This window comes from Streptomyces maremycinicus (assembly GCF_001184025.1).
Classification (GTDB): Bacteria; Actinomycetota; Actinomycetes; order Streptomycetales; family Streptomycetaceae; genus Streptomyces; species Streptomyces maremycinicus.
The window spans coordinates 155,652-179,551 of the sequence record NZ_BBYG01000023.1; the positions used below are offsets into that span (position 1 = coordinate 155,652).

At 73.0% G+C, this 23,900-nt stretch carries 16 protein-coding genes; 13 read left to right on the forward strand and 3 right to left on the reverse strand.

Annotation, left to right across the window (positions count from 1 at the left end; genetic code table 11):
- Positions 1-86: 86 nt before the first annotated feature.
- The 8 genes from leuS (at position 87) to AOQ37_RS34695 (ending at position 11,356) form a co-directional block, all read left to right on the forward strand.
- Complete coding sequence (gene leuS, locus AOQ37_RS34660; protein ID WP_062650529.1) at positions 87-2,969, forward strand: leucine--tRNA ligase; 2,883 nt, start codon at positions 87-89, stop codon at positions 2,967-2,969.
- A gap of 276 nt (positions 2,970-3,245) precedes the next feature.
- On the forward strand, positions 3,246-3,986 hold the full coding sequence (locus tag AOQ37_RS34665) for a hypothetical protein (protein WP_062650531.1): 741 nt from the start codon (positions 3,246-3,248) through the stop codon (positions 3,984-3,986).
- A gap of 191 nt (positions 3,987-4,177) precedes the next feature.
- On the forward strand, positions 4,178-5,023 hold the full coding sequence (locus AOQ37_RS34670) for a DegV family protein (RefSeq protein ID WP_062650533.1): 846 nt from the start codon (positions 4,178-4,180) through the stop codon (positions 5,021-5,023).
- 107 nt (positions 5,024-5,130) lie between these two features.
- A complete protein-coding gene (locus AOQ37_RS38145) occupies positions 5,131-6,246 on the forward strand; it encodes a ComEA family DNA-binding protein (protein WP_107085375.1) in 1,116 nt (371 codons plus the stop codon).
- Positions 6,247-6,380: 134 nt separating this feature from the next.
- Positions 6,381-9,161 (forward strand): ComEC/Rec2 family competence protein, encoded by a 2,781-nt coding sequence (locus tag AOQ37_RS34680; protein ID WP_062650535.1) that lies wholly within the window; start codon positions 6,381-6,383, stop codon positions 9,159-9,161.
- 73 nt (positions 9,162-9,234) lie between these two features.
- Positions 9,235-9,480 (forward strand): hypothetical protein, encoded by a 246-nt coding sequence (locus AOQ37_RS34685; RefSeq protein WP_062650537.1) that lies wholly within the window; start codon positions 9,235-9,237, stop codon positions 9,478-9,480.
- Between the two features lie 354 nt (positions 9,481-9,834).
- Positions 9,835-10,824 carry a DNA polymerase III subunit delta gene (gene holA / locus AOQ37_RS34690; RefSeq protein WP_199825133.1) on the forward strand — a complete coding sequence of 330 codons (990 nt, stop codon included), beginning with the start codon at positions 9,835-9,837 and terminating at the stop codon, positions 10,822-10,824.
- A 136-nt stretch (positions 10,825-10,960) separates the two neighbouring features.
- Positions 10,961-11,356 carry a nuclear transport factor 2 family protein gene (locus AOQ37_RS34695; RefSeq protein WP_062650607.1) on the forward strand — a complete coding sequence of 132 codons (396 nt, stop codon included), beginning with the start codon at positions 10,961-10,963 and terminating at the stop codon, positions 11,354-11,356.
- Between the two features lie 453 nt (positions 11,357-11,809).
- On the opposite strand, the gene rpsT is transcribed toward AOQ37_RS34695, so the two are convergent.
- Positions 11,810-12,076, reverse strand: coding sequence for a 30S ribosomal protein S20 (gene rpsT / locus AOQ37_RS34700; protein WP_020127768.1), 267 nt, complete (start codon positions 12,074-12,076; stop codon positions 11,810-11,812).
- A gap of 224 nt (positions 12,077-12,300) precedes the next feature.
- On the opposite strand from rpsT, the gene lepA reads away from it, so the two are divergent.
- From lepA to hemW, 5 genes are all read left to right on the forward strand, one after another.
- Entirely contained in the window at positions 12,301-14,169 is a 1,869-nt protein-coding gene (lepA, locus tag AOQ37_RS34705) for a translation elongation factor 4 (RefSeq protein ID WP_062650541.1), read from the forward strand.
- Positions 14,170-14,419: 250 nt separating this feature from the next.
- A complete protein-coding gene (locus tag AOQ37_RS34710; RefSeq protein ID WP_062650543.1) occupies positions 14,420-16,294 on the forward strand; it encodes an AMP-dependent synthetase/ligase in 1,875 nt (624 codons plus the stop codon).
- 225 nt (positions 16,295-16,519) lie between these two features.
- A complete protein-coding gene (locus AOQ37_RS34715) occupies positions 16,520-18,700 on the forward strand; it encodes a SpoIIE family protein phosphatase (protein ID WP_063781217.1) in 2,181 nt (726 codons plus the stop codon).
- A 384-nt stretch (positions 18,701-19,084) separates the two neighbouring features.
- Positions 19,085-20,167 carry a Dyp-type peroxidase gene (locus AOQ37_RS34720; RefSeq protein WP_234437106.1) on the forward strand — a complete coding sequence of 361 codons (1,083 nt, stop codon included), beginning with the start codon at positions 19,085-19,087 and terminating at the stop codon, positions 20,165-20,167.
- Between the two features lie 118 nt (positions 20,168-20,285).
- Entirely contained in the window at positions 20,286-21,518 is a 1,233-nt protein-coding gene (gene hemW / locus AOQ37_RS34725; protein WP_062650547.1) for a radical SAM family heme chaperone HemW, read from the forward strand.
- A 727-nt stretch (positions 21,519-22,245) separates the two neighbouring features.
- On the opposite strand, the gene AOQ37_RS34730 is transcribed toward hemW, so the two are convergent.
- Positions 22,246-23,049: a DUF3097 domain-containing protein gene (locus AOQ37_RS34730; RefSeq protein ID WP_062650550.1), complete on the reverse strand. Its 804-nt coding sequence runs from the start codon at positions 23,047-23,049 to the stop codon at positions 22,246-22,248.
- 42 nt (positions 23,050-23,091) lie between these two features.
- Positions 23,092-23,835: an MBL fold metallo-hydrolase gene (locus AOQ37_RS34735; RefSeq protein WP_062650552.1), complete on the reverse strand. Its 744-nt coding sequence runs from the start codon at positions 23,833-23,835 to the stop codon at positions 23,092-23,094.
- Between the last annotated feature and the right edge of the window lie 65 nt (positions 23,836-23,900).

Genomic DNA, 23,900 nt, shown 5'->3' on the forward strand with positions numbered 1-23,900 from the left:
CGCGGCGTCCCCTCCTGTGCGAGGGGATTTTTCGTTTCCTGGACGACAACCCGCTGGCAGAGACGATCGATGGAGCTTTGAGGACCATGAGCGAGACGAACCCCGCTGCCGCCGCCGCACCGGCGGAGGCCGCGCCGCACCGCTACACGGCAGCCATGGCCGCCGAGATCGAGGCGCGCTGGCAGGACTTCTGGGACGCCGAGGGTACGTACGCAGCACCGAACCCGAAGGGTGACCTGGCCGGTGACCCCGAGCTGGTGGCCCGCCCCAAGAAGTTCATCATGGACATGTTCCCGTACCCCTCCGGTGCGGGCCTGCACGTCGGCCACCCCCTCGGCTACATCGCGACCGACGTCTTCGCGCGCTTCCAGCGCATGACGGGTCACAACGTCCTGCACACGCTGGGCTTCGACGCCTTCGGCCTGCCCGCCGAGCAGCACGCCGTGCAGACCGGCGAGCACCCTCGGATCACCACCGAGGCCGCCATCAACAACATGAAGTCCCAGCTGCGCCGACTGGGTCTGGGCCACGACAAGCGCCGGTCGTTCGCCACGATCGACCCGGACTACTACAAGTGGACCCAGTGGATCTTCCTCCAGATCTTCAACTCCTGGTACGACACCGAGGCCGACCGGGCCCGTCCGATCGCCGAACTGGTCGCCCAGTTCGAGTCCGGTGAGCGCGGTGTGCCCGGCGACCGGTCCTGGGGCGAGCTGACCGCCGCCGAGCGCGCCGACGTCCTGAGCGAGTACCGCCTGGCCTACGCCTCCGACGCCCCGGTCAACTGGTGCCCCGGTCTGGGCACCGTGCTGGCCAACGAGGAGGTCACCGCCGACGGCCGTTCCGAGCGCGGCAACTTCCCCGTCTTCAAGGCCAAGCTGCGCCAGTGGAACATGCGCATCACGGCCTACGCGGACCGCCTGCTGGACGACCTGGACGCGCTGGACTGGCCCGAGGCCATCAAGCTCCAGCAGCGCAACTGGATCGGCCGCTCCGAGGGCGCCCGCGTCGACTTCCCCGTGGACGGCGAGCGGATCACGGTCTTCACCACGCGCCCGGACACCCTGTTCGGCGCGACCTACATGGTCCTGGCGCCCGAGCACCCGCTGGTCGACCGGTTCACCCCGGACGCCTGGCCGGAGGGCACCCACGACGTCTGGACCGGTGGTCACGCCACCCCGGCCGCGGCCGTCGCCGCCTACCGGGCGCAGGCCGCGTCGAAGTCCGACGTCGAGCGCCAGGCCGAGGCCAAGGACAAGACCGGCGTCTTCACCGGTGTGTACGCGACGAACCCGGTCAACGGCGAGCGCGTCCCCGTCTTCATCGCCGACTACGTGCTGATGGGCTACGGCACCGGCGCGATCATGGCCGTCCCGGCGGGCGACCAGCGCGACTTCGAGTTCGCGCGCGCCTTCGAGCTGCCGATCCACTGCATCGTCGAGCCGACCGACGGCCGGGGCACCGACACGTCGACCTGGGAGAACGCCTTCGGGTCGTACGACGCGAAGATCATCAACTCGTCCAACGACGACATCTCGCTGGACGGCCTGGGCGTCGTCGACGCCAAGGCGCGCATCACCGAGTGGCTGGCGCGCAAGGGCATCGGCCAGGGCACCGTCAACTTCCGGCTGCGCGACTGGCTGTTCAGCCGGCAGCGCTACTGGGGCGAGCCCTTCCCGATCGTCTACGACGAGGACGGCGTCGCGCACGCGCTGCCCGAGTCGATGCTGCCGCTGGAGCTGCCGGAGGTCGAGGACTACTCGCCGCGCACCTTCGACCCGGACGACGCGAACACGTCCCCGGAGACGCCGCTGTCGCGCAACGAGGACTGGGTGAACGTCACCCTGGACCTGGGCGACGGCAACGGTCCGCGCAAGTACCGCCGCGAGACCAACACCATGCCCAACTGGGCCGGTTCCTGCTGGTACGAGCTGCGCTACCTGGACCCGCACAACAGCGAGAAGCTGGTCGACCCCGAGATCGAGCAGTACTGGATGGGCCCGCGCGAGGGGCAGCCGCACGGCGGTGTCGACCTGTACGTCGGCGGCGCCGAACACGCCGTGCTGCACCTGCTGTACGCGCGCTTCTGGTCCAAGGTCCTGTTCGACCTGGGGCACGTCTCCTCCGCGGAGCCGTTCCACAAGCTGTTCAACCAGGGCATGATCCAGGCCTACGTCTACCGCGACAGCCGCGGCTTCCCGGTGCCGGCCGCCGAGGTGGAGGAGCGCGGCGACGCGTACTTCTACCAGGGCGAGAAGGTCAGCCGCCTGCTGGGCAAGATGGGCAAGTCCCTGAAGAACGCGGTCACTCCGGACGAGATCTGCGCCGAGTACGGCGCCGACACGCTGCGCCTGTACGAGATGGCGATGGGCCCGCTGGACGTGTCCCGGCCGTGGGACACGCGCGCGGTGGTGGGCCAGTACCGGCTGCTCCAGCGGCTGTGGCGCAACGTCGTCGACGAGAGCACCGGCGAACTGAGCGTCGTCGACGCCGAGCCCGACGAGGACACCCTGCGGGCCCTGCACAAGGCGATCGACGGGATCCGCCAGGACCTGGAGGGCCTGCGCTTCAACACGGCCATCGCCAAGATCACCGAGCTGAACAACCACCTGACCAAGGCGGGCGGCGCGGTGTCGCGCTCCGTCGCCGAGGCTCTGGTGCTGCTGGTCGCGCCGCTGGCCCCGCACATCGCCGAGGAGCTGTGGCGCCGGCTGGGCCACACCGACTCGGTCGTCCACCGGGACCTGCCGGTCGCCGACCCCGCGTACGTGGTGGACGAGAGCGTGACCTGCGTCGTGCAGATCAAGGGCAAGGTCAAGGCCCGCCTGGAAGTCTCCCCGGCGATCTCCGACGAGGAGCTGGAGAAGGTGGCGCTGGCCGACGAGGCCGTCGTGAAGGCGCTGGGCGGGGCCGGTATCCGCAAGGTCGTCGTGCGGGCGCCGAAGCTGGTGAACATCGTTCCGGCGTGAGTGTGAGCGCCGGCGTGCGGGAGCTGCGCGGGAGCGGGAGCTGCGCGTAGGTGTGAGCTGCGCGTGGGTGTGAGCTGCGCGTGGGTGTGAGCTGCGCGTGGGTGTGACGGGGCGGGGCCTGGTCCCTTGGGCCGGTGGGTGCGGCTCCGGGTAGTCCCCTACGGGCAGGTTCGGGGTTCTTGTGGAACTCCGAGCCTGCCCGTCTCGTTTACCGTTTGAAGTGCGGCGTGCCCGATGTGGCGCCGGATGTGTCGTGGCAGTCCGGAGGAGGAGCTCGTGGAAGCAGTGATCGCAGTCGTCGCCCTGCTCTTCGTGCTCTTTCTGGCACTGGGCGCCTACGCCACGGTGAAGGTGATCGGCGCCGCCAAGCGGGGCGTCGACCGCACCATCGACCACGCCCGCCGCACGGTCGAGGACCACACCCTGCGCGCCAAGTCCTTCACCCAGTTCGGACCGGCCGGCGAGATCGCGCAGCTCAGGCTCAAGCTGCGCACGTCGATGCGGGCCACCCAGGACGCGCTGCACGCGGGCGCCACCGAAGACGAGTCCCTCAAGGAGTCCCTCGCCCTGTTCCACAGGCTCAGCGCGCACGGACACGAGCTGGACAGCGAACTCAAGCGTCTGGAGTCCGAACCGGACCGGGCCGCACTCGCCGCCCGGCTGCCCTCCCTGCGGGAGCGCACCGAGCGGGTCGCGGGATCGGCCGACTCGCTGCGCTGGGCGGCCCGTGACCGTGCCCGCCGATTCGCGGACGACGACCTCGACTCCCTCAGCGCCCAGATCGACGTCGAGGCCGGTGCGCTGCGGCACTGGACCACATCGGACTCCACCCCGCAGACACCGCCGCCCCCGTGGCCCGAGGCGCCGGTCGCCGACGGCGCGACGGCGGGACAGACCTGGCCGGAGACCCCCGGCGCGAGCACCGGGCAGGATCCGACCCGGCCCGCCATCACCCCGCCGGGACCGCGCCCCGCCTACCCGTGGCAGAAGAAGCCGCGCCCCGAGAGCACCACCTGAGCCACCGAGAGCACTACCCGGAGCGGAACCTGAGCACGGGGTGGAATCCCGCCCTCCGGGGCGGCGGTCCGAGCCTGGTGACGCGGCCTTGGATCACCGGCGGTCGGACGGGTACTTGATTCGGTCAAGGGCGGTCCAGCTGTGAGGGGCCGGGCTGCCGCGCGGGGGCTACGCCAGGTAACCTCCAGGTCATGTCCCGCCATGTCGCGATCGTCACGGATTCAACGGCCTACCTGCCGCAGCGGACGATGGAGCGTCACGGCATCACCTCGGTGCCCCTGACCGTCGTCCTCGGCGACCAGGCTCTTGAAGAGGGCAACGAGATCTCGACCCGTTCGCTCGCCCAGGCCCTGCAGAAGCGACGGTCCGTCACCACCTCGCGTCCCAGCCCCCGGCTCTTCGCCGAGACGTATCGCAGGATCGCCGACTCCGGTGCCACCGGCATCGTCTCCCTCCACCTCTCCGCGGAACTGTCCGGTACCTACGACGCGGCGGTCGTCGCCGCGCGTGAGGCGCCGGTGCCGGTCCGGGTGGTGGACACCGGGATGGTCGCGATGGCGCTCGGCTTCTGCGCGCTCGCGGCGGCGGAGGTCGCGGAGGCCGGCGGCACGGTCGACGAGGCGGTCACCGCGGCGGAGAAACGGGCCGCCGGCACCGCCGCCTACTTCTACGTCGACACCCTGGAGTATCTGCGCCGCGGCGGCCGTATCGGCGCCGCCCAGGCCCTGTTGGGGTCCGCGCTCGCGGTGAAGCCGCTGCTCCAGCTGAACGACGGGTGCATCGACCTTCTGGAGAAGGTGCGGACGGCGTCGAAGGCGATCGCGCGTCTGGAGGAACTCGGGGCCGACCGGGCTGGCAGCGCGCCGGTCGACATCGCCGTGCACCATCTCGCCGCCCCCGACCGGGCGTCCGCCCTCGCCGACCGTCTGCGGGCCCGCGTGCCCGGACTCGCCGACCTGCATGTGAGCGAGGTCGGCGCGGTCATCGGGGCGCACACCGGGCCGGGGCTGCTGGGGGTCGTGGTCTCCCCCCGCTGAGGACTCGGCTCACTCGTGTGAGTGGCGGAGTTGTCCACAACCGGGCCTTCTTCCACGGAAACTGAGCAAGATCATCGCGGTGTGGCGAAGTGTCCGATCCTCGTCGCATGGCACTTCGATCACGTCCACGCAGCCCGAACGCGACCAGCGGCCCCGGCCGGGGCCCCGGCTCCGACGGCCGATCCCATCGTCCTCGTCCTCGTCCGCCTGGCGGCGGCCGGACCGGACATCGGCAGGCCTCGGCGGAGGAGATCCGCCGCCGGGCGAAGGCACTGTTCACGGAACGGCCCCAGGAACAGGGCGAGATGGGGATCGGGCCGCCGGGTGTCCGGAGGAGGTCCGGTACGGGGCAGGCGGGTACGGGGGGCGGCGAGGTTGTGCAGTACGCCGTCGCCGTTGATGGCGAGGCCGATGTCGTCGGCGGCGTCAAGGGCGATGCCGCGGGCGGCGAGAGGCGCGAGGGGAGTGCTGCTCGTGTCGTCGGGCCCTGGCAGGAGCGGGTGGGGCTCGCGCTGCGGGAGCGGATGCCGGTGTGGCTGCTGGCACGCTGTGGGCTGGAACGCAGGAGCGTCCTCGCGCTCTCGGTGCTGCTCGTCGTCGCCGCTGCCTTCGCCGTGCAGCACTTCTGGGTGGGCAGGGCCCAGCCGGTGCGGGCTCCGGAAGTGGTGCGCGCCGCCGCCCCCTACGAGGCCGGGGAGCTGAACTCGGCTGCCGGGCCCGCCCCTTCCGCAGACCCGGCGGGCGCCGGGAGCACGGCCGGGGCCGAGATCGTGGTGGACGTCAGCGGCAAGGTGCGGAACCCCGGCATCCACCGGCTTCCGGCCGGTTCACGGGTCGTGGACGCACTGGGCGCGGCCGGCGGTGTGCGGCCGGGCACCGACACCGACGGTCTCAATCGAGCGCGCTTCCTCATGGACGGGGAGCAGATCGTCGTCGGTGGCCCCGCCCCGCCGGCCGGGGCCGGGGGAACGACGGGTGCGGGGCCGTCCTCGGCGGGTTCCACCGGTGCCGTCATGGGAGCCGGGCCCCCGGTCCCCGTCTCCCTCAACACGGCCACCGTGGAGCAGTTCGACACGCTTCCCGGCGTGGGGCCCGTGCTGGCGCAGCACATCATCGACTACCGGGCCCAGCACGGCGGTTTCCGGTCGGTGGACGAACTGCGCGAGGTCAACGGAATCGGCGAGCGACGCTTCGCCGACCTGCGGAATCTCGTGCGGCCATGAAGCGCGGAGAGGCCGAGGCCGGAGGTGGTCGAGCCGCAGCGGGAGCGGGTCGCGAAGCGGAAGTGGGAGCCGGGGAGGGAGGGGGTCCCGGTGAGGGAGCGGGGCGGGGAGCCGGGGCCGCCGGCCGCCGGGCCGTGCACGTGGCCTCCGGGAAGCGGCTGGGTGACGCCCATCCGCGTCAGGAAGGGCCGGCGGATCTACGGCTCGTCCCACCCGCGCTGGCGGCCTGGGCGACGGCGGCGCTGACGCTGGACGCGTCTTCGGCGGTGGTGGGTGGCGTCGTGGCCGTCTGCCTGCTGACCGCCGGTGTCCTGCTGATCGTGCGGCGGCGGCGTGCGGCGGGAGGCGGTCCGGGAGCCGGGGCTGTCGCCGGTCGAGGTGTGTGGACCCGGGTCACCGTCGCCGCTTCGTTGCTCTGCGTGGGCGCGGCCGCGGCGTCGGCCGGGCTGCACGGGGCCGATCTGCGCCGGGGGCCGGTGCCGGAGCTGGCGCGGGAGTACGCGACCGTCACCGCCGAGATCGAGATCACCTCCGACCCACGACCGGCCCGGCCCCGGATCAGAGGGGACCATGTGACCCCGGACTCCGTCCTGATCAACGCCGAGGTACGCGGCGTCGAGGCGGGCGGTGCCGAGGTACGCGGCGTCGAGGGAACGCCCCGGACGGCCCGGACGGCCGTGACGACGCGGGCGCCGGTGCTGCTGGTGGTGGACGCCAGGTGGCGCCGGGGCGTGGAGCGTACACGGGTGATTCCCGAGGGCGGTCAGGGGCCGGTCCGCGACGCGGCGGGCCACCGAGCGCCGGGTCATCAGATCTCCAGCCGTCAGATCTCCAGCCGTCAGGTGCCCGGCCGTGAGGTGCCCGGCCGTGAGGTGCCAGGCCGTCAGGTGTCGGGTCAGCGGGTGTTCGGGGATGTGCCCGCGGAAGCCGGCGGCCGGGTCGGGGCCGGGGGCGTGCCGGGACACGGGGTGCGGTCCGGGGGTTCGTGGCTGGGGCTGTTGCCGTCCACGCGGGTGCGGGTGACCGGGCGGCTGGTGCCCGCGCTCGCCGGAGCGGACCGGTTCGCGGCCGTGCTGCGGGTGCGGGGCGGCGCGGTGCCGTCGGTGGTGCGGGAGCCCTCGGGCGCGCAGCGACTGGCGGGGCGGTTGCGGGCCGGGCTGCGGGCGGCCACCGACGGACTCCCGGCGGACGCGAGGGCGCTGCTGCCGGGGCTGGTCGTCGGGGACACCTCGCGGATCACGCCCGAACTGGACGAGGCGTTCAAGGCGACGGACCTGGCGCACACGCTCGCCGTCTCCGGGAGCAACCTCACGATCATCCTCGCCCTGCTCCTCGGCCCGCCGGGGTTGGCCCAGCATGTCGAGCGGCGCGGCCTGGCACCTCGCCTCGGCGTCCCGCTCCGGGCGACCGCGCTGCTCGGCGGCGCGCTCACGCTCGGCTTCGTGGTGGTGTGCAGGCCCGACCCGAGCGTGCTGCGCGCGGCGGCCTGCGGAGCGATCGTGCTCCTCGCGCTGGCGACCGGCCGACGGCGGTCCCTGATCCCGGCGCTGGCGACGGCGGTGCTGCTGCTGGTGCTGTACGACCCCTGGCTGGCCCGGAGTTACGGGTTCCTGCTGTCCGTCCTGGCCACCGGCGCCCTGCTGACGCTGGCGCCACGCTGGAGTGCCGCGCTGCGACGGCGCCGGGTGCCCCCGCGGCTGGCGGAGGCGCTGGCGGCGGCGGGAGCCGCGCAGGCGCTGTGCGCGCCGGTCGTGGCGGTGCTGTCGGCCCGGGTGAGTCTGGTGGCGGTGCCCTGCAACCTGCTGGTGGAGTTCGCGGTCGCGCCGGCGACGGTGCTGGGTTTCGCGGTGCTGGTGACCGCTCCCGTGGCGATGCCGGTGGCCGAGGCTCTGGCGTGGTGCGCGCGTTGGCCGGCCGAGTGGATCGCGGGTGTGGCGCGGACGGGGGCGGCGCTGCCCGGCGGCGGAGTGGACTGGCCGGGGAGCTGGGGCGGTGCGCTCCTGCTCGTCGTGGCCACGGGCGGGGTGGTGCTGCTGGGGCGGCGGCTGTCGCGGCATCCGTGGCTGTGCGCGGTCTGCGGGGTGCTGCTTCTGCTCGTGGTGGCGCAACCGCCGCCCCTGACCCGGGTGCTCACGGGCTGGCCGCCCCCGGGCTGGCGGCTCGCGATGTGCGACGTGGGGCAGGGCGACGCGACCGTCCTTGCGGCGGGCGGGGGCGCGGGCGTGGTGGTGGACGCCGGGCCGGATCCGGTGCTGGTCGACCGGTGTCTGCGCAAGCTCGGGATCACCCGGGTGCCGCTCGTCGTGCTGACCCACTTCCACGCCGATCATGTGGCAGGGCTGCCGGGGGTGCTGCGGGGCCGGGAGGTGGGCGCGATCCAGACGACGGGGTTCGAGGAGCCGGTGGACCAGGTGGACTTCGTCCGGCGGGAGGCGGCGGCGAGACATGTGCCGGTGGTGCGGGCCGCGGCGGGGGAGCGGCGGCGGATCGGCGCTCTCGACTGGGAGGTGCTGTGGCCGCCACCGCATCCGGTGCCGCGCCCGGAGGGGCCGAACGACGCTAGCGTGGCGCTGCTCGTGCGGGCGGCCGGGCTGAAGATGCTGCTGCTCGGGGACCTCGAACCACCGGCCCAGCAGGCGTTGTTGCGATCGCCGGCGGCTTCGCTGGTGCGCGGGGTGGACGTGCTCAAGGTGGCCCATCACGGCTCGGCCTACCAGGACCCCGAGCTCATACGCGCCGTGGCGCCACGGCTGGCGTTGATCTCGTGCGGCACGGACAACCCGTACGGGCATCCCGCGCCCAGCACGGTCGCGGCGCTGCGCGCGGGCGGGGCGGCGGTGCTGCGCACGGACCGGGACGGAGCGCTGGCGGTCGCCGACGGGCCGGGCGGGGAGCTGCGGGTGGCCCGGGACTGAGAGCGGGACTGAGAGAGGGCCCTGCCTGACGGCCGGGGATCACCGTCTCCTGGACGTGTCGGAAAATGGTGCGGTGAGTGATGTGAGACATGTGCTGGTGCTGCCCGATCGCGATGCCGCGGAGGAGGTGGCCCAGGCGCTCGGGGAGCGGTTCGGGGTGCGCGAGGAGCCGAGGGTCGTCCGGGACGCGCTGGCGGGAGAGGACGACGCGGAGGACGCGCAGTGGCTCGTGCTGCTGCGGGACGAGGAGGAACGCCTCGACGCGACGGTGCTGGACGAGTTCGCGGGGGAGTGGGAGGGCTGGCGGGAGGAGCCTTGACCGTGACCCGGCAGCCGTGACGGTGCTCCGCCGGTGATCCCGCGGTGATCCGCCGGAGGTTCGTACGGAGGCCGCCGGTGGTCCGGCTGGGATCCGGCGGCGTCCGGTCCGTGGGGCACCGGTGACCTGGCCGTCGTCCGTACGCGGGTCGCCCGCGATCGGTGACCCTCGGCGGTCCGTTCGTGGCCGGCCGGCGGTTGTCCGTGGGTCGCCGTTGGACCGCTGTGACCCGTCGGCGGTCCGTTCGTGGGCGGCCGGTAGTCCGGTGGGGGTTCGCTTCCGGGGCGTCGGCGGCTCGTCGGCGGCTGGTCGGACGGGGATGGGTTGTCGGTGGCTCGTGGGATGCTTTCGGGGATGGCCAGGAAGACTGCGAATGACGATCCTCTCGCCCCGGTGACGCTTGCCGTGGGCCAGGAGGACCTCCTGCTCGACCGTGCCGTACAGGAGGTGGTGGCCGCCGCGAGGGCCGCCGACGCCGACACGGACGTGCGTGACCTGACCCCGGACCAGGTGCAGCCCGGCACGCTCGCCGAGCTGACCAGCCCCTCGCTCTTCGCGGAACGCAAGGTCGTGGTCGTCCGCAACGCGCATGATCTGTCCGCCGACACCGTCAAGGACGTCAAGGCGTATCTGGGGTCGCCCGCCGAGGAGATCACGCTGGTGCTGCTGCACGCCGGCGGAGCCAAGGGCAAGGGGCTGCTGGACGCCGCGCGCAAGGCGGGGGCGCGGGAGGTGGCCTGTCCGAAGATGACCAAGCCGGCGGACCGGCTGGCCTTCGTGCGGCAGGAGTTCCGGGCGACCGGGCGGTCGGCCACGCCCGAGGCGTGCCAGGCGCTGGTCGACGCCATCGGCAGCGATCTGCGGGAGCTGGCCTCGGCCGTGTCCCAGCTGGTCGCCGACGTCGAGGGGACCATCGACGAGGCCGTCGTCGGGCGGTACTACACCGGGAGGGCCGAGGCCTCGAGCTTCACCGTCGCGGACCGGGCGGTGGAGGGGCGGGCGGCAGAGGCGCTGGAGGCGTTGCGCTGGTCGCTCGCGACCGGGGTCGCGCCGGTGCTGATCACCAGCGCGCTGGCCCAGGGGGTCCGGGCCATCGGCAAGCTGTCCTCGGCGCGTGGTGGCCGGCCGGCCGATCTCGCGCGGGAACTGGGCATGCCGCCGTGGAAGATCGACCGGGTGCGCCAGCAGATGCGGGGCTGGACGCCGGACGGTGTGGCCGCCGCGCTGCGGGCCGTCGCCGAGGCGGACGCGGGAGTGAAGGGCGGCGGTGACGACCCGGAGTACGCCCTCGAGAAGGCCGTCGTGGCGATCGTGCGGGCGGCGCGGTCCGGGGGCCGCGGGTAGTCGTTCGGCCCTGGTGTCACCGGCGCCGTTCGGCCCCGGTGGCACCGGCGTGATCCAGTGGCCTTTCCTCGGCCGGGGAGGAGAATCGGGGGTACCGGCCGCACATCGCCAAGGGATGCGAAAGGTGGCGATCGAGATGGCTGAACACCCGCACGCTGCGCTCGTCCGCAAGGGATACGAGGCGTTCACCCGCGGGGACATGGACACCCTGCGCGGGATGATGACGGGGGACTGTACGCACCACGTGCCCGGTTCCCACATGCTGGCCGGGGACTTCAAGGGCCTCGACGCGGTCATGGACATGTACGGCAGGCTGTTCTCGGAGACGGGCGGGTCGTTGCGCGTCGATCTGCACACCGTCCTGGTCGACGGCCGTGGACACGCCGTCTCCCTCCACCGGATCAGCGCCGACCGCAACGGCAAGCACATGGACGAGAGCGGGGGCATTGTCTTCCGCATCGTCGGCGAGAAGATCAGCGATCTCGACGAGTGCGTCGAGGACATCGACGCGAGCAACGACTTCTGGTCGTGACGCCCAGGCCTCCGGGCCTCCGGGCCTCCGGGCTTCCGGGCTTCCGGGCCTCCCGGCAGCCCCGGCCCCGGGAGGCCCCCGGCCTCCCGGCGACTTCCCCCGACCTCCGGCCGACCACCCCCCGTTCTCCCGCCGACCTCCGGCCGACCACCCCCCGTTCTCCCGCCGACCTCCGGCCGACCACCCCCCGTTCTCCCGCCGACCATCGACCCCAACGACCCCAACGACCCCATCGACCCCCACGCCCCGACCCATCGACCGTCGGGACATGCCGAAGGCCCCGGGCCGTGCCCTGGGGAGGGCGAGGCTCGGGGCCTTCGGGTGGAGCTGTTCAAGCTGGTGAGCCCGTACCCGCGTGGCGAACGCAGGCCGCGTACAGGCTCGGGGTGCCGGACGGGAGCGGATGAGAGGGCCCGCTCTGGGTCCCTCCGGCGATCAGATCAGATAAGGGGTTCAGCCCTTGAGGGTCTCGACCTTGGAAGCAAGCGCCGACTTCTTGTTGGCGGCCTGGTTCTTGTGGATGACGCCCTTCGAGACGGCCTTGTCGAGCTGACGCGCGGCAGCGCGCTGGTACTCGGTGGCCTTCTCGACGTCACCCGCGGCAGCAGCCTCACGGGCCTTGCGGATCGCGGTCTTCAGGGAGGACTTGACGGCCTTGTTGCGCAGCCGAGCCTTCTCGTTGGTCTTGATCCGCTTGATCTGGGACTTGATGTTCGCCACGAATGAGCCTTTTCAGGTTCAGGCACGGCGCCGCTCGGGCTCCGTGCCAGTGATTGTGTCTTTCCGAGGTGCCTCGTGCTGAGAGGGCAAGAGACACAGCTGCCCAGACTACCAGTGGCTCCCCGAGTGGCCCAAACCGGCTCCCGGTCGCCACCCGTGGGACCATGGAGCCTACGTATCGATCCGACCCGAGGCACAAGGCGCCTCAAGAGACAGGACCCTGCGTGCCCGCGACCCCTAACAATGTGCCTGAGCCGAGCCGTACCGACCCGGCTCTGATCCGCAATTTCTGCATCATCGCGCACATCGACCACGGCAAGTCCACGCTCGCCGACCGCATGCTCCAGCTGACCGGAGTGGTCGATCAGCGGCAGATGCGTGCCCAGTACCTCGACCGCATGGACATCGAGCGTGAGCGCGGCATCACGATCAAGTCCCAGGCGGTCCGGCTGCCCTGGGCCCCGACCGAGGATCCGGGCAGGACCCACATCCTCAACATGATCGACACCCCCGGGCACGTGGACTTCACGTACGAGGTGTCCCGGTCGCTGGCCGCCTGTGAGGGGACCGTCCTCCTGGTCGACGCCGCCCAGGGCATCGAGGCCCAGACTCTCGCCAACCTCTACCTGGCGATGGAGAACGACCTCAAGATCATCCCCGTACTGAACAAGATCGACCTGCCGGCCGCCCAGCCCGAGAAGTTCTCCGAGGAGCTCGCGAACCTCATCGGCTGCGACCCGGAGGACGTGCTCAAGGTCTCCGCCAAGACCGGTCTGGGCGTCGAGGCGCTGCTGGACCGCGTCGTGGCCGACGTGCCCGCGCCGGTCGGCGTCCAGGACGCCCCCGCGCGCGCCATGATCTTCGACTCGGTGTACGACTCCTACCGCGGTGTCGTGACGTACGTGCGTGTCATCGACGGTCAGCTCAACAAGCGTGAGCGGATCCGCATGATGTCCACCGGTGCGACGCACGAGCTGCTGGAGATCGGCGTCTCGGCCCCGGAGATGAAGTCGGCCGACGGCCTCGGCGTCGGTGAGGTCGGTTATCTGATCACCGGTGTGAAGGACGTCCGCCAGTCCAAGGTCGGTGACACGATCACCACCCTGCACAAGGGGGCCACGGAGGCTCTCGGCGGTTACAAGGACCCGAGGCCGATGGTCTTCTCGGGTCTGTATCCGCTGGACGGCTCCGACTACCCCGAGCTGCGCGACGCCCTCGACAAGCTCCAGCTCAACGATGCCGCGCTCGTCTACGAGCCGGAGACCTCCGCCGCCCTCGGCTTCGGTTTCCGCGTCGGCTTCCTGGGCCTGCTGCACCTCGACGTGATCCGTGAGCGGCTGGAGCGGGAGTTCGGGCTCGACCTCATCGCCACCGCACCGAACGTGGTCTACCGCGTGGTCATGGAGGACCGCTCCGAGCACACGGTCACCAACCCGAGCGAGTTCCCCGAGGGGAAGATCGACGAGGTGTACGAGCCCGTCGTACGCGCCACGATCCTCGCGCCCTCCGAGTTCATCGGCTCGATCATGGAGCTGTGCCAGACCCGGCGCGGCACCCTGCTGGGCATGGACTACCTCTCCGAGGACCGGGTCGAGATCCGCTACACGCTGCCGCTCGCGGAGATCGTCTTCGACTTCTTCGACCAGCTGAAGTCCAAGACCCGCGGCTACGCCTCGCTGGACTACGAGCCCACCGGCGAGCAGGCCTCCAGCCTGGTCAAGGTCGACATCCTGCTGCACGGGGACAAGGTGGACGCGTTCTCGGCCGTCACCCACAAGGACGCGGCCTACGCGTACGGCGTACGGCTGGTCGCCAAGCTGCGCGAGCTCATCCCGCGGCAGGCCTTCGAGGTGCCCATCCAGGCGGCCATCGGCTCCCGGGTCATCGCCCGCGAGACCATCCGCGCCATCCGCAAGGACGTCCTCGCCAAGTGCTACGGCGGTGACATCTCCCGTAAGCGGAAGCTGCTGGAGAAGCAGAAGGAAGGCAAGAAGCGGATGAAGATGGTGGGTTCCGTGGAGGTTCCGCAGGAAGCCTTCATCGCCGTCCTGAGCAGTGACGAGAACGCGGGATCGGGCAAGGGCAAGAAATAGTCACGATCCACGCCGGTTTTCAGGGCCCGTCGCGCGACAGCGCGGCGGGCCCTGTGGCTCTATTCAGGAGAAAGTGACTGCCCGGGGCCCCTTACGTGCTGGCCAGTCGCCCTCTACTCTGATCCCTGCTCGGTAGTTACTCGTGAGTTAAACAACAGCCGCCGTCAACAGCCGCCGCTGTCAACAACCGCCGCGTCGTCGTACGACGCCGCAATGAGCCAGCCGCATCGTCGCGGGCCCGGAGGATGTCGTGAGCGACACACAGACACTGATCGAGAACCGTCCGCCGTCCGTCGCGGGCCTCTTCCTGGAGCGCGTGTCGGCCACGCCCGACGCCGAGGCCTACCGGTACCCGGTGCCGGCCGCGGCCGGGGAGGGCCCCGACGACTGGAAGTCGCTGACCTGGGCGCAGGCCGCCGAACGCGTCTACGCGATCGCGGCCGGCCTGATCGAGCTGGGCGTGCGGGCCGAGGAGCGCGTCGCGCTCGCCGCCTCCACCCGGCTCGAGTGGATCCTCGCCGACCTCGGCATCATGTGCGCCGGGGCCGCCACGACCACGGTGTACCCGCAGACCAACGCCGACGAGTCGGCGTTCATCCTGGCCGACTCCGAGTCCAAGGTGCTGATCGCCGAGGACGCGGCCCAGCTCGCCAAGGCCGTCGAGAAGCGCGCCGAACTGCCCGCCCTCACCCATGTGGTCGTGATCGACCCGGCCGGCGTGGAGACCGCCGACTGGATCCTCACCCTCGACGAGCTGGAGAGGCGCGGCGCGGCCCGGCTGGAGAAGGAAGCCCAGCTGATCAAGGAGCGGGTCGGCGCCATCACGAAGGACCAGCTCGCCACCCTCATCTACACCTCCGGCACCACCGGCCGGCCCAAGGGTGTCCGGCTGCCGCACGACAACTGGTCGTACATGGCGAAGGCGATCGCCGCGACCGGCCTGGTCGGCCCGGACGACGTGCAGTACCTGTGGCTGCCGCTGGCGCACGTCTTCGGCAAGGTCCTCACCTCGGGCCAGATCGAGGTCGGGCACGTCACCGCGGTCGACGGCCGCGTCGACAAGATCATCGAGAACCTGCCGGTCGTCCAGCCGACGTACATGGCCGCCGTGCCGCGCATCTTCGAGAAGGTCTACAACGGGGTCGCCGCCAAGGCCCGCGCGGGCGGCGGGGCCAAGTTCAAGATCTTCCAGTGGGCCGCCGGGGTCTCCCGCGAGTACGCCAAGGCCGCCCAGGACAACTTCCGGCGCACCGGCACCGCCGCCGTCCCCTTCGGACTCGGCGCCAAGCACAAGGTCGCCGACGCGCTCGTCTACGCCAAGATCCGCGAGGCCTTCGGCGGCAACCTGCGCGCGTGTGTCTCCGGGTCGGCGGCGCTCGCCCCGGAGATCGGCTACTTCTTCGCCGGTGCCGGCATCCACATCCTGGAGGGCTACGGCCTGACGGAGTCCTCCGCGGCCTCCTTCGTGAACCCCGGTGAGGCCTACCGCACCGGCACGGTCGGCAAGCCGCTGCCCGGTACGGAGGTGCGGATCGCCGACGACGGCGAGATCCTGCTGCGCGGCCCCGGCATCATGGAGGGCTACCACGGGCTCCCGGAGAAGACCGCCGAGGTCCTGGAGGCCGACGGCTGGTTCCACACGGGTGACATCGGCGAGCTGTCGCCCGACGGGTACCTGCGCATCACGGACCGCAAGAAGGACCTCATCAAAACGTCCGGCGGCAAGTACATCGCGCCCGCCGAGGTCGAGGGACAGTTCAAGGCGGTGTGCCCGTACGTCTCCAACATCCTCGTGCACGGCGCCGACCGTAACTTCTGCACGGCGCTCATCGCCCTCGACGAGGTGTCGCTCCTCGACTGGGCGAAGGACAACGGGCTGGCCGGAAAGTCGTACGCGGAGGTCGTCGCCGCGCCCGTCACCGTGGAGCTGATCGACGGCTACGTCAAGCAGCTCAACGAGGGTCTCCAGCGCTGGCAGACCATCAAGAAGTTCCGCCTGCTGCCCCGGGACCTGGACGTCGAGCACGGCGAGATCACGCCGAGCCTGAAGCTGAAGCGGCCGGTCGTGGAGCGGGAGTACAAGCACCTCATCGAGGAGATGTACGCCGGATCGCGCGAGGCGTAGCACGGGAGCGCGGGGGCGCGACGGCGCGGGACACGGCGCGTCGGCGCGCGAACGGGGCGGAGTCCGAATGCTCGGATTCCGCCCCTCAACCGCGCTTCATCGAGCACACACGGACAACCGCGTAGCACGGTTCTCGCTCAGGACGGCGCACTTCGGTAACCCAGCGCTCATGGCCGGGATCGGTCTGTCACCCTGGGGGCATCCGAACCGCCCGGGGAGCTGCGCATGGGGGCCATTCCGACGCAACGGGAGACCGCGTCCCGTGCCCCGGGCGCGCCCGCGCACCCGAGTACGCACTCGGTCGCGCTCCCGCAGCTGCGCGCGACCCTGAACGGCGGCCCCCTCGCGCCCGGGGCCGCCCGCGAGCTGGTGCGGGCCGCGCTGAAGGAGTGGTCCGGTCTGGGCCTGCTCGGCGCCGAGGAGGCCGACGGCCCCGGCGAGCGCCTCGCCCACGACACCACGCTCGTCGTCAGCGAACTCGTCACGAACGCCGTCGTCCACGCCGGCACGGACGTCGAGCTGTCCTGCCGTCTGGAAGAGGATCCCGAACGCGGCGGACGGCCCGAGCGTGTCGGACGGCCCGACCACATCGGACGGCCCGAGTTCGATGAGCGGGCCGAGCGAGTCGAGCGAGCCGAACGACCTCACCCGTCCGGCCGACCTGACCGACTCGACCGACCCGAACGGACCGACCGCGCCGGGTGTCCGGAGTATCCCGGCGGCTGTCGCGCGGTCGTCGTCGAGGTATCCGACCACCACCCCTCCCGGGCCCCGCGCGACGGCACCGCCGAACCGCCGCCGTACGGGACGGCGGAGTACGGCCGGGGTCTGCGCCTGGTCGCCGCGCTGGCCGACGCCTGGGGGGTGACGTACCGCAGGGGGACGAAGACGGTCTGGGCCCGGCTGCTGCCGACCGCCGCCGAGCCCCAGGACGCGGGCCTCCCCGGCCAGGGCGACCCCCCGCACCCAGGCCACGGGCACGAGGCGTCCGGCCGCTCGGCACACCTCGGCTGCTTCAGCCCCGCCGGGCTCACCGCCCACCCCGAGCACCCGCTCGACGCCGGCCCGGGTCTGCTGGAGGCGCTGGCCCCGGTCCCGCAGCCGGTCGGGTCGCGGGACCGGGACTGGCTCAACCGCGGGGCCCTGTCCTTTCTCGCCGAGGCGTCCGACCTGCTCGCCGGGCAGCTCGACGAGGACCTGGTGGCCGCGCTGACCGGACAGCTGCTCGTGCCGCGGCTCGCCGACTGGTGCGCGGTGTGGCTCGAGGACGAGGTGAGCGCACGGGGGGAGTGGGCGGGCGGGCCCGGGCCGCGGCTGGCCCGGGTCTGGCACGGCTGCGAGAACCGGGTGGAGGAGCTGCGCCGGGCCCTGGAGAAGGATCCGCCGTGTCCGCCCGACGGCGGCCCCAGCTCGGGGCCCGAGCCCTTTCCCTGGCCCGGCGCGGCGCTCGGCCCGCACGGCACGGCCCTCGCCTACCGGCTGATCGCCGGCGGGCGGCCGCTCGGCACCCTGGTCATCGGGCAGGCGGGGCTGCCGGCCTTCGCCGACGAGGTCACCGGGCTCGTCGAGGACCTCGGCCGCCGGGTGGCGCTCGCCATCGGAGCGGCCCGTCAGTACGCGCGTCAGGCCACCATCAGCGCCGTCCTCCAGCGGGGGCTGCTGCCCGGCGCGGTCGCTGAGATCCCCGGGGTGCGCAGCGCCCTCGTCTACGAGCCGCGCGAGCAGGGCGGCCCGAGCGGCGACTTCTACGACCTGTTCCCGGCGGGCGACGGCCGCTGGTGCTTCGCGGTGGGCGATGTGCAGGGCAAGGGGCCGGAGGCGGCCGTCGTCATCGGCCTCGCCCGGCCCTGGCTGCGGCTGCTGGCCCGGGAGGGCTATGGCGTCGCCGACGTTCTGGACCGGCTCAACCAGCTCCTCCTCGACGACGCGACGGAGGCCGCGGACGCCGCCGCCCGTGCGTACGTGGGTCCCGCCGGGCCGGGCGACGGCCCGCAGACCCGCTTCCTGTCGCTCCTCTACGGCGAGCTGGCCCCCTTCGAGGGAGGGGTCCGCTGCACCCTCGCCTCCGCCGGGCACCCGCTGCCGCTGGTGCTCGCGCCGGACGGCTCGGTCGCCACGGGCGGGCGTCCGCAGACCCTGCTCGGGGTCATCGAGGACGTCACGTACACCTGCGACAGTCTGGAGCTGCGGCCCGGCGACAGCCTGCTGTGCGTCACCGACGGCGTCACGGAACGCCGGTCGGGCCTTCGGCAGTTCGACGACGAGGACGGCCTCGCCGTCGCGCTGGCGGGCTGCGTCGGACTCGACGCGGAGCTGATCGCGGAGCGGATCCGGCGCCTCGTGCACGAGTTCGGCGACCGGCCGCCGGAGGACGACCTCGCCCTGCTGGTCCTTCAGGCGGAGTAGCGGCGCCGGCCCGACGGTGTGTGGGTCGGCCTGCCTCCCGGGACCCGGCCGGGGCCAGCCGGGTCTGGAAGGTCTGCCGGGTCTGCCGGGACCAGTCGGGGCCAGACAGGCCTGCCCGGGAGTGGTCGGGGCCAGACAGGCCTGCCCGGGAGTGGTCGGGGCCAGGCGGGGCCTGGCTGGGACCAGCCGGGTCTGCTGAACCAGTCGGGGCCTGCCCGGGGCCGGCCGGGGCCAGGCGGGGCCTGCCGGGCCCAGGCGAGGCCTGCCCGGGGCCGGCCGGGGCCTGTCGACAGGGAGCGGTGGGGCCTGCCGACAGGGGGCCGGGGGTGTCGGGTGGGGCGGGGGAGACCGGAAGGACAGGTTTGCGGATGTATCGTCCGGGTCGTGTCGAAGGCGATGAATGTCGTATCCGAAGCGCCCACCCGCCGACGCGTCCTGATCGCCGGAGCGGGGCTCGGGCTGAGCGTGACCGCCTGTGCCCGTGACGTCGATCCGTCCGAGGACGCCCGGGGGCCCGGCTTCCACGGCCTGCGCCAGGCCGGGGTGACGACACCGCGGCAGGCCACCGTGCTGCTCCTGGCGTACGACCTCGACCCCGGTCTGCGGGGCGCGGCGGGTGCGCGTGCGCTGAAGGCGGTGCTCGGGTCGTGGACCGACGCACTCGCCGAGACGCTGGAGTCGGACGGCTCGCGCGCCGCGCGGCTCACCGCCACCGTCGGTATCGGCCCCGCCCTTCCCGCGGCTCTCGGCCTGCGGGCCCCGGCGGCCCTGCGTGAGCTGCCCGTCTTCACCGGTGACCGTCTCGACCCCGAGCGCTGCGGCGGCGATGTGCTGGTGCAGCTCTGCGCGGACACGGCGGACGCCACGGAGGCGGTCGCCGAGACCCTGACCCGGCTGGCCGGGGAGACCCTGGTCCCGCGCGGGCGGCAGGACGGCTTCCTGCCGCCGTCCCCCGACGGCGACAGCACCCCGCGCGATCTGCTCGGCTTCGAGGACGGGGCCGCCAACCCCACCCCCGAGGAGTGCGAACGCTGGGTGTGGTCGGGCAACGCCACCTACCTCGTCGTGCGACGGATCCATCTGCGGCTGGAGGACTTCGCGCGGCTCGCCGTGCGCCGCCAGGAGGAGATCATCGGCCGCAGCCGCTCGACCGGCGGCCCGTCGGCCGGGGGCCCCGAGGACGCCGACGCCGCCCCGCCGCGCTCCCACCTCCGGGCCGTGGACCCCCGCCTCGATTCGGGGGCCCGGATGCTCCGCCGCGGGTACTCCTACGCCGACGGCCCCGCCGACCAGGGCCAGCTGTTCCTCGCGTTCATGCGGGACCCCGCGCTGTTCGTACGGGTGCAGCGCCGGATGGCGGCTCAGGACGAGCTGAGCGGATTCGCCGAGGCGCGGGGCTCGGCGGTGGCGTACGTCCTGCCGGGCGCGCGGCCTGGCCGCCCCCTGGGAGCGGACCTGCTGACCTGACCCCCGCCCCGGCCCCGGCCTGGTCCTCGGCCCGGCCCAGTCCTCGGTCCCGGTCCCTGCCCCTGCCCCTGCGCGACGGGTATCAGGGTCGGGGCGGCTGTACGAGACAATGGGCGGTATGCCTTCCGCACTTCCCGACGGTGAGCCGGTCCCCGACGACGGTGCGCTCCCCGCGCACGCGCTCGCCGGGGCCGCCGATCGCCCCCTCGGGTTCTACCTGCACGTCCCGTACTGCGCGACCCGCTGCGGGTACTGCGACTTCAACACCTACACCGCCACCGAGCTGCGCGGCACCGGCGGGGTGCTCGCCTCCCGCGAGAACTACGCCGACACCCTGATCGACGAGATCCGGCTGGCCCGCAAGGTCCTCGGCGACGATCCGCGTGAGGTCCGCACGGTCTTCGTCGGCGGCGGCACGCCGACCCTGCTGCCCGCCTCCGACCTGGTACGGATGCTGGCCGCGATCCGCGACGAGTTCGGGCTGGCGGCGGACGCGGAGGTGACGACCGAGGCGAACCCGGAGTCCGTCGACCCCGCCTACCTGGCCACGCTGCGCCGGGGCGGCTTTAACCGGATCTCCTTCGGTATGCAGAGCGCCCGGCAGCACGTGCTGAAGGTGCTCGACCGCACGCACACCCCCGGCCGACCCGAGCGCTGTGTGGCGGAGGCGCGCGCGGCGGGCTTCGACCACGTCAACCTGGACCTGATCTACGGCACCCCGGGCGAGTCGGACGACGACTGGCGGGCCTCGCTGGACGCGGCCCTGGGCGCCGGCCCCGACCACGTCTCGGCGTACGCCCTGATCGTCGAGGAGGGCACCCAGCTCGCCCGCCGGATCCGCCGGGGCGAGGTCCCGATGACCGACGACGACGTCCACGCCGACCGCTACCTGATCGCCGAGGAGACGCTCGCGGCCGCGGGCTACGAGTGGTACGAGGTGTCCAACTGGGCCACCTCGGAGGCGGCCCGCTGCCTGCACAACGAGCTGTACTGGCGCGGCGCCGACTGGTGGGGCGCGGGTCCGGGAGCGCACTCGCACGTGGGCGGCGTCCGCTGGTGGAACGTGAAGCACCCCGGCGCGTACGCGGCGGCGCTCGGGGCGGGACGGTCGCCGGGGGCGGGCCGTGAGCTGCTGCCGGCCGAGGACCGCCGGGTGGAGCGGATCCTGCTGGAGCTGCGACTGCGCGAGGGCGTACCGCTGGACCTGCTGCGCCCGGACGGCCTGGCGGCGTCCCGGCGCGCCCTGGCGGAGGGGCTGCTCGACAGCGGCCCTTACGACGAGGGCCGCGCCGTGCTCACCCTCCGCGGACGGCTACTGGCGGACGCGGTGGTACGCGACCTGGTGGACTGAGCAGAGGCCGGGGCCGGAGGCCCCGGCAGCCGGAACCCGGTCCCTCGGGACCCGCGAGGCGTGGGCCGCGGACCGCGAGGCGCTGGCGGTAGGCCGCCATGCGTGAGCGTGAGCCGGAAGCCGCGCTCCACGAGACGTGGGCCGAACCCGCGAGCCGTGCCGTGGGCCGCAGACCGCGAGGCGCTTGGCGGTAGGCCGCCATGCGTGAGCGTGAGCCGGAAGCCGCGCTCCACGAGACGTGGGCCGAACCCGCGAGCCGTGCCGTGGGCCGCAGACCGCGAGGCGCTTGGCGGTAGGCCGCGATGCGTGAGCGTGAGCCGGAAGCCGCGCTCCACGAGACGTGGGCCGAACCCGCGAGCCGTGCCGTGGGCCGCAGACCGCGGGGGCGCCAGCGGGAGGCCGCAACCCGCGACCTGCGACCTGCGACCTGCGACCTGCGACCCGCGAGCCGGAAGCCGCGACCTGCGCTCCGCGAGACGTGGGCCGAACCCGCGAGCCGCAAGGCGCTGGGCGTGGGCCGCGAGGCGCGACCCGTGACGCTTGATCGCGAGGCCGTGAGCCGGGAGCCGCGACCGCGTCCCGTGGCCGCGTCCCGCGACCGCGTCCCGTGGCCGCGTCCCGCGACCGCGTCCCGTGGCCGCGTCCCGCGACCGCGTCCCGCGACACCGTCCCGTGGCCGCACGCCGCTGTCGGAACACGCCGGCGGTCAGGCCGGGCGGCGCGCCGCTCAGGGGGTGGTGACGAAGTCGATCAGTTCTTCGACCCGGCCCAGCAGTTCCGGTTCGAGGTCCTTGTAGGAGCCCACCCGCTTCAGGATGGCCTGCCAGACCGCGCCGGTGTTCTCCGGCCAGCCCAGGGCCCGGCACACGCCCGTCTTCCAGTCCTGGCCGCGCGGTACCCGGGGCCAGGCCTCGATGCCGACGGCGGACGGCTTCACGGCCTCCCAGATGTCGATGTACGGGTGGCCGACGACCAGGGCGTGCTCGCTCGTGACCTCCTGCGCGATGCGCCACTCCTTCGTGCCGGGCACGAGGTGGTCCACCAGGACGCCCAGCCTCGCGTCCGGGCCCGGCGCGAAATCGGCGACGATCGACGGCAGGTCGTCCACGCCCTCCAGGTACTCCACGACGACGCCCTCGACGCGCAGGTCGTCGCCCCACACCTTCTCGACCAGCTCGGCGTCGTGCCGACCCTCGACGTAGATACGGCCGGCGCGGGCGACCCGCGCGCGTGCGCCGGGGACGGCGACCGAACCGGAGGCGGTACGGGTGGGTCGTACGGGACCGCCGGAGGGGGGCCGTACGAGGGTCACGACCCTGCCCTCCAGCAGGAAGCCGCGCGGCTCCAGCGGGAACACCCGGTGCTTGCCGAAGCGGTCCTCCAGGGTCACCGTGCCCGCCTCGCAGCGGATCACCGCGCCGCAGAACCCGGTGCCGGGCTCCTCCACCACCAGCCCGGCCTCCGCCGGGACCTCGGGGACCGGCTTCGGCCGCTTCCAGGGAGGGGTCAGGTCGGCGGAGTACTGGCGCATTCGGAAGACGATAGGAGAAGCCCCGGGCCGAGGGGGACACGATCAGCGCGACACGCCGAAACGGGCCGCCAGCGCGTCCCGCTGCGCCCGGACGAACGCCGCGCCCACCACCGCCCCGTGACCGGGCACGTACCGCGCGTCCTCGCCGCCGAGTTCGAGGAGGCGGTCGAGGGCGGCCGGCCAGTGGGAGGGCATGGCGTCGGGTCCGGCCTGCGGCTCGCCGGACTCCTCGACGAGGTCGCCGCAGAACACCGTCTCGGGCGAGGCGGGCACGCCGGGGCCGCCGGGTGTTCCGGGGACGAGAACCGCCAGGTCGTGGGCGGTGTGGCCGGGGCCGACGTTCGCCAGCAGGACCTGCCGGCCGCCGCCCAGGTCGAGGGTCCACTCGCCGGAGACGAGGTGCCGGGGCCGGACGAGCGTGTCCGCGGCCTCCGTCGCCGCCGACTCGTCGAGACCGTTGCGCACCGCGTCCGCCCGCAGCTCCTCGGCCGGCACGGTGTCCGCTCCCACCGCCCCGAAGACCTCCGCGCCCGCGAACGCCGCCGCCCCGAACACATGGTCGAAGTGGGGGTGGGTGAGCGCGAGATGGGTCACACGGGAGCCGCCGAGCTCCTCGGCCCAGGCCCGCAGCCGCGCCCCCTCCGCCAGGCTCGAACCCGCGTCGATCACCAGTACCGCGCCCGCCCCGACCACCAGCCCCGCCGTGCAGTCCCAGCCCGGCAGCCGCACCCGCCCCACCCCGGCCGCGACCCGCTCCCACCCCAGCTCTTCCCAAGTCACCGTCATACCGCGACGCTAGCCCTACGACGTCGCACCATGGGCCGACCTTGCCCCGGGTGTACCCCACAGCC